The sequence below is a fragment of the Metallosphaera yellowstonensis MK1 genome (assembly GCF_000243315.1).
Classification (GTDB): domain Archaea; phylum Thermoproteota; class Thermoprotei_A; order Sulfolobales; family Sulfolobaceae; genus Metallosphaera; species Metallosphaera yellowstonensis.
On sequence record NZ_JH597753.1, the window covers coordinates 1 to 5,245 of the forward strand.

The 5,245-nt window shown below is 44.4% G+C and carries 5 protein-coding genes and 1 tRNA gene; 1 reads left to right on the top strand and 5 read right to left on the bottom strand.

Features of this window, described 5'->3' with window-relative positions:
• Nucleotides 1–236 precede the first annotated feature (236 nt).
• Nucleotides 237–428 carry a hypothetical protein gene (locus tag METMK1DRAFT_RS00030; RefSeq protein ID WP_009069243.1) on the top strand — a complete coding sequence of 64 codons (192 nt, stop codon included), beginning with the start codon at nt 237–239 and terminating at the stop codon, nt 426–428.
• A gap of 490 nt (nt 429–918) precedes the next feature.
• Here METMK1DRAFT_RS00030 and METMK1DRAFT_RS00035 read toward each other — a convergent pair.
• From METMK1DRAFT_RS00035 to METMK1DRAFT_RS18015, 5 genes are all read right to left on the bottom strand, one after another.
• Nucleotides 919–992 (bottom strand) — tRNA-Met (locus tag METMK1DRAFT_RS00035).
• Nucleotides 993–1,167: 175 nt separating this feature from the next.
• The gene (locus METMK1DRAFT_RS00040; protein WP_009069244.1) at nt 1,168–1,599 is read right to left on the bottom strand and encodes a hypothetical protein; all 432 of its coding nucleotides are present in this window, start codon (nt 1,597–1,599) and stop codon (nt 1,168–1,170) included.
• Between the two features lie 10 nt (nt 1,600–1,609).
• A complete protein-coding gene (locus tag METMK1DRAFT_RS00045) occupies nt 1,610–3,115 on the bottom strand; it encodes a hypothetical protein (protein WP_009069247.1) in 1,506 nt (501 codons plus the stop codon).
• Nucleotides 3,112–4,704 (bottom strand): hypothetical protein, encoded by a 1,593-nt coding sequence (locus METMK1DRAFT_RS00050; RefSeq protein ID WP_009069249.1) that lies wholly within the window; start codon nt 4,702–4,704, stop codon nt 3,112–3,114. Before METMK1DRAFT_RS00050 ends, METMK1DRAFT_RS00045 begins: the two co-directional genes overlap by 4 nt.
• A partial coding sequence (locus METMK1DRAFT_RS18015; protein WP_009069250.1) for a hypothetical protein occupies nt 4,701–5,245 on the bottom strand: 545 nt, incomplete at its 5' end. The genes METMK1DRAFT_RS18015 and METMK1DRAFT_RS00050, both read right to left, overlap by 4 nt.

A 5,245-nucleotide genomic window follows, 5' to 3' on the forward strand; every position in this document is an offset into this window, starting at 1 on the left:
ACGAGCGAGGTCACCACGTGATTGAATGGGTGTCTCATGGTATGACCTAGCGCTCGTCCCCCTTTTAGTGTTACTGATGTAGGATCAATTAAGTCACTTTCATTCTATAGAAACAAATAGAAATCGCAAAGGAGCCCTGAATCGCCCTCTACGTAACTACTCGTTATTTTTAATCACTTCTAAATATCGTTTTGACAAGTTGTGTTTATATAGTATTACCGAAGTAGTTTTTATTGATGATCTCCCTAACTGATGACGGGCACTGCTCACGAGGTTTGGGGAGTGATAAAAGTGTGGATGGGAGGGTAGCGGTGTTTCCCTCGACTAGCCCCAATGAGTTAAGGGTGACCCTGTATGATCCCTTAAGAGGGGTGCCCGTGGTGGAATTAGAAGTAATTAAAAGTAAGGAAAAGTTACGCCACGGGTAAACACGTCTCAATCGACTCAAACCTTTTTGACATGAGCGGGTTGAATAAATTTTCGGGGCTTAAGCTTAGTTGAACGTTTATTTATCGAGCCTGGGCTGCACGGAGTGGGGGATCGTTCCTCCTCTGCTCCCTTAGTGGGACAATTCTCGCCCACACGTGCGTTGCTTCACGGATGTGGGCTGAATCCTTTTTCCCATTAATGGAAATATTTTTATTTATTTATTTTTATATTTGTTTATAATATTTTTGTTGATAAAAGATGACCTCTCACGCCGATGTGGGCTATGTCCAAAAGGGTGGGAGCGATCTGGGATGTGAGTCCCTTGCCGTTGGGCTCTAAGGAGTCCCGTGACCCACCTACCTTGAGGTAGGGTAGGTTGTTGAGGGCTAAGTCCCTACACTGAATCGTGATTGAGCATAAGATAATTGAAATGAAAGTGTAGGGACAAACGGAATCTTCTGTAAGTTATGGTGGAGGCAGGGTTCGGAATAGCGGCGCCTGGATTTGAACCAGGGACCTCAGGGTTATGAGCCCTGCGGCCTACCAGGCTGGCCTACGCCGCTGTTTTACCCCGCCGAAAGTTATGAGGTAGGAAACCCTATAAATCTTTCCCGAGCCTCTGGAGGGAATTCTAAGACGTGAGCTTGGAAAAAGTAAGTTTCCCGTTATATCGATTAAAATTTGAGCATCCCACCAAACATTTACACCTAAAAGGGCGAAGTTTGTCGTTCTTATCTATTATACAGATGCAGTCTCATTAGGGAGAATCAAAGCGAATATGCTCACGTTGTAACCCCCCACCTGTACCAATATAGTCTTGTTCCATACGTAACTAGGAAGAGTATAGTTGTGAATTAACGGGGATGGAATGGACGGGGTTATCACGTTAGATATGTTATCCCAGATTCCGTGGTTATCGTAGAACAATGCATCCAAGGTATAATTTTGATTGCCTCCCCTTAGAACTATGAGGGTTGGCTTTGAGGGAGTAGAGTTAAAGAAAAGCAGTATTGAACCTCCATTTACCTGCCTAGTGAGTACAGTTGTGAAGTCTGGTTGTCTGGCAGAGGGTTCAGAGAACGTGAGCACCAAGAACGCGATAGGGATGAGGATAACGACAACGAGGATAATCACGACAAGAAAGGCTATGAAGTCTGATTGGGCCTTCAATTTAGACACCTTACAGTTTATTGTAGCCCTCCGTCCAGGTGTACACTACAGTGATGCTTAGGGGAGAGTTAATGTCGATATAATCACTGGAAATAGGTGTTCCGTTTACATAATATTCATAGGGACCCCACGTGAGACCTTTGAAAGTCGCAATTTGATAATTTGTAAAGTAAACATAAAAGTTTTGAGACGTCTGACCGAAATAGATGCCTATTGCTGAATAATTATAGTTCCCACTTTTTATATAATATGGTGTTGAATTCGAGTAACTATAGAGATTATTCCCTAGCTGAAAATATAAGCCGTATTCTTGGGGATTATTCGGGTTAAAATAGTAATAATAGTAATAAGGATCAGGCTCTATGCATGTCACGTTATAAGGATATTCAATATAGCTATATTCTATATATATTCCGTAATAGTTATAATCATTATTGTAACTCACGATAAATGAATAGTGGGTATCAGGATTTAAGAACGTGATGAAACTTGTGGAACTAAATGATCTACCGCTAACTGAAGTAAACTGGTACTCAAAATGCTCTATTATATTCCGACTAATCGTGTAGTTCAAAGACGTAGTCACCACAGTGAAATTGACGAATCCTGCGGGTATGGTTAAGTTCTTGGTTCCACTTATTGTATAATGAACCCCGTCAATTATGACCTCAACAGGCTCCACTTGGCTTGGATTCACCTGTATCGTGACGTGATCTTGTGCATTTAAGGGAGAGTAATTCCCTATCAGGACTAAAGGACTTCCCTCTAAAGTGACTGTCACTTCATTAGAGGTACTGGAGTTGAGAATTCCCTGGCCGAGCTCAATCCAATTGCGGAATACACCAGTTATCACGGACCCGTTTCTCTCCACGTAATATACGTATTGAGGTATCCGAATCGAGAAGGTACCGGTTTGGTTCACGAACGCGACGGGAGTGGTGAAGTTCTTGTAACTCCCGTCTATGTTAGTGGTCAAGTTCGTTGAGACGGTTATAGGGCCGCTGCTCTCATAAATCTGCGTAGCGACCTCGAATCCTCCCTTCCCAGATGTGGAGTAGGGCCCTATGGACGACATAGGGGTCAGAAAGAATAGGTTACCCAGGGAGGTGACGACGATTATGGGCCTCCCCTGGACGTAAGGGGGAAGTGTGATGTTGGTGAAAGTGGTTACGGTCAATGGATACTTCAAGCTGGTAAGGTTCGTCCAGATACCCGATGAGGATAAGTACAATATCTTGGTTATTGTGATGTTAGTAGGGGGCACGAATGTACCGTTAGTGTAGTAAAACAAGATGGATGAATTCCCATAATATATGGCTGGATGCCCGTATTCTACCTGCTTCGACTGAAGAGACTTGAGGTAAACGTAGTTGTTTACTAAGGCCGATTGGGATACCCCTTCCTGTTGAATGGTAGAGATATATTCCATCATGGGAATCGCAACCACAACAATTACGATCACTAGCATGAGTAGGGCTATAGAGCTGGAGATTGCCTTATTTAATCTGAGCTTCATAATGGCTCACCTCCCACAAACCACTCCTGATAGTCCGTTATGATAAAAGGCGAAATTATGATAATTTCCGATCCCTCTTTAAAATTTATCGTTTCGAGAGCTAGACCATTCTTTGTAGTAATCAATCCTTTTGCAGAAACATTGACAGGTTGGGACAACAGTACACTGTATGGTTGTCCGCTGATGTCGAAATTCCCGCTAAGCTGATTGAGATAAACATAAGTGTCCTTCAATATAGTCCAGTTTTTGAAATATAGTCTCTCATTCTGATTATATGCTGTGGGGCCTATCACGAAACTGTTGTTTATCTGGACGAGTTGGCCTGGGACATCACCCGTGGAGGGAGGATTACTGTGATAGACTTTAACTCCTGAGGGATAAAAGAAGGAGTTATTCACCAACACCGCATAATATACCTGATGTAAGCTATAATTTCCGTAAACTGTTCCATTACCTGCAACAAATACAACGTCTTGACCATATACCGTTATATTCTTAATTGAGGGTGTTAGAGCAGTGAACCGATAACAGTTAATCTCCCCAGCGTAAACAGAGAACTGGGTACTTTGAGACTTGCCTTTACTCGTAAACGAATAATTCGTAAACGAATAATTGAAGGTTATGTTATAGTACTTAGGAAACTGGATTAAATGGTATCCGTAAGTCAGATTAAGGGTGATTCCGTTTCCGCCTAAGTGATAGGTCTTGTTATCTATAATTACTGGAACAGTTGTGTTCAGAGGGTTAAGGGTGATGGTACTACTACCATGGATATTATTAGTCAAAGGGTTTAGTGACAACCCGCTCGGCTTAATGGTCACCTGATATTTCGCCTCATAGGCCTTGTAAATAGCCGTGACTACAACGGGTCCGCTCACGGTGAGGTATGTAGACTCGCTGTTGGGACCTGAAAGTTGACCGTAACCGACGACGCTCCAGTTCTGAAAGACTCCCGTTAGACCGTATTGAGGTAGAAACGTACTGTTTTGCTTCTCGTCTAAAGGATAGGTCCCAGGAAGCACGTAGCACACTAGGGGAGTTTGACCTCCCCCAACTCCGAACACAACCTGCGTGGATACTGGATAGACCTTAGAGCCATTGATAACGAAGGAGGCTATATAAACTGGAACCTTTCCTGAAGGACCTTGCACATTCACGGTGTCGATGGAGGTGTTAGGCTCAAGGAAGTAAATGTTACCATTTCCGGACACAATTAACACAGGTTGGTTATAGGCCCTAGTTGGAAGGAGGATGTTTCCGTCCCCTGCGATCACTCTAGGGGAATAAAGTACGGGAACCCAGGAGGTTCCATTGAAATAGTAAACTTGTGTAATGTTTAAGGGATAAGGTATCGAGGTGTACTGGATCTCAAGATAGGGGGTCTTGGAGGAGTTCAAGTAGACGTTTGGGTTGCCCCTAAATACGTTATTGGTCTCCTGGGTCTGTCCCTGAAGGTAACCGACGGCCTGCTGTGATCCCTGATAGTTATACAGTTGAACCGAATTGAAAATGAGGTAAGCAGGGATCAGAACGGCGACCAAGAGGATGAACATGAGGACCATGAAGATGGGGAGGGACAAGGCCTTCATCCCGGCACCCCCGTGAAGGTGTAACCTATCCTGAACACGTCCCCCTGACCGTACATGACCCACACGACGGCTATGTCCCCCTTAGAGAAGCCCGAGAAGATAACGGTCACGGGGTCGTTGAAGGGTATAGTGTAGGCCCGAATCGGAGAACCAATCAGGAGGTGGCCGTTTAGATCATACACTTTAGCGAGGGTAACAGGCTCGGCCAACTTACCATTGGCCAGGTAGACGGAGAACGAAGGTTGACCCTGAGGCGTAACGAGGCCGACTGAGGTCTCGAAACTGGAGGGCTCTGGGAACACTAACACCGTAACGTTACTGGTCTCCGCAGGGTCGTATGCCTCCAGTACTAAGCTAGCCTGGTTCCCTTTATTAAGAAGGGGACCAACCGATATCGTGGTTTGGGAAGCTAAGTTGTTGGCCACCTGTTCTTCTGAGGACAAGATAAATTGGGGGTAAAGAACAGTAATGGATAAGGCTATCACAGCTAATCCCAATGTCACGACGGCAACTAGGAGTATTATTTCCTGAACTACATTCT